The organism is Verrucomicrobiales bacterium (assembly GCA_016793885.1).
Taxonomy (GTDB): Bacteria; Verrucomicrobiota; Verrucomicrobiia; order Limisphaerales; family UBA11320; genus UBA11320.
The window spans coordinates 1-1,658 of sequence record JAEUHE010000041.1 but is presented as its reverse complement, the minus strand read 5'-3'; the positions used below and the strand labels follow the sequence as shown (position 1 = coordinate 1,658).

Annotated in this window: 1 protein-coding gene; it reads right to left on the bottom strand. The window is 60.7% G+C overall.

Translation table 11 applies throughout. The annotated features are described in order from the left end of the window. On the bottom strand, positions 1-1,658 hold a 1,658-nt coding region (locus JNN07_05160), incomplete at both ends, for an efflux RND transporter permease subunit (GenBank protein MBL9167106.1).

Here is a 1,658-nt window from a genome sequence, read left to right as displayed (position 1 = left end):
CGTCCGCGCAAGTTTACGAGAATTGCTGCACGGCGCTGCCCGGATTCGCGGGTGACCGCTCCCACCGCCTCGACCATCTCGAAGCGTGCCACCTTTCCCAGCGCCAGCAGACCACCATCCTCGGTTTTCACGGGTAGGCGCTTCATCAAATCCACGCTGCGTCGTGCCGTCTCTGCCAGTCGCACGACGATTGGGAAGCGACGATTGCCCTCGATGACCGTGCCCACCTCCTCCCCCGCGAGTGCCGTGGCAATGACGTGGTTGAGGGCATTGGCCTGGAGGTTGTAGCGCAGCAGCGCCTCGCGGTCGGGTTTGATCTCGAGCATGGGAGATCGGCCGAAAGCATCAAATTCGACGTCGCCGCTGCCGGGAATCGCGCGCAGAAGGTCCCGAATCTCGGTTGATAGTCGCTCCAGCTCCTTGAAGTCGTCGCCGTACACCTTCACGGCGATATCGGCGCGCACTCCGGCCATCATTTCGTTGAACCGCATCTGGATCGGTTGGGTGAAGAGATACGTCTGACCCGGCACGTGGAGCGCGAGTTCGCGGCGCATCAGGTCGATGAGTTCGTCCTTGGTTGCGGCGCGACCATGGATTCTCCGCCACTGGCTGCGGGGTTTGAACTCGACGTAGGTATCGCAAAGATTCGGCCCCATCGGATCGACGGCGATCTCGGCTGTGCCGATGAGACCGAACATGCGGTCGATCTCCGGAAACTTCTCCAGCAACAGCTTCTCGGATTTGCGCTGCAGGTCGGTCGACGCCTCCAGCCCGGCGCTGCTGCTGCGAATGAACTGGAGCAGCATCGTCCCTTCGTCGAGTTGCGGAATGAACTCGGCGCCCAGCCGGGCGAAGACAAAGAGGGACGAGCCGAAAAGCACCACGGCGGCGGCTACCACCACCGCTTTGAAGCGGAGGGCCCAGGTGCGGAGGGGGGCATAGATTGCCTTGAAAAAATGCACCAGCCAGTTGTCGTGCTCACGAATCCTCCCGTGCAAAAAATAGGAGCACAGTACGGGCATCAGCGTTAGCGCCAGAATCAGTGAACCCGCCAGTGCGAAAATGACGGTGAGAGCCATCGGACGGAACATCTTTCCCTCGATTCCTGTGAGCGCGAGGATCGGTACATAGACAACCGTAATGATGAGAACCCCGAAGAACATGGGGTTGGCGACTTCTTTCGCCGAGCGCAGCACTTCCATCGAACGCTCAGTGGCCGTAAGCTCGCGGCCTAACACCTTCTGCTTGTGGGCAAGATGTCTCACGATGTTCTCCACCATCACCACTGCGCCATCGATGATGAGACCGAAATCGATCGCTCCGAGACTCATCAGGTTGCCGGAAACGCGGCTCTCGACCATTCCGATCAGGGCGAACAGCATCGAAAGCGGGATGGCCAATGCCACGATAAACGCGGCGCGGAGGTTTCCGAGCAGTACGAACAGGACAACAACGACGAGCGATGCACCTTCAAACAGGTTCGTCTCGACCGTTTTCAGTGTCCGGTTCACCAGATCGGAGCGGTCGTAGAGCGGTCGCACCTGGATGCCGGGCGGCAGTTTCTCCTGTAGGTGCGCCAGTTTCATCGCCACATCCCTCGCCACGAGTCGGCTGTTGCCGCCCGCCCGCATCAGCGCGCCGCCCACGACTGCCTCCTC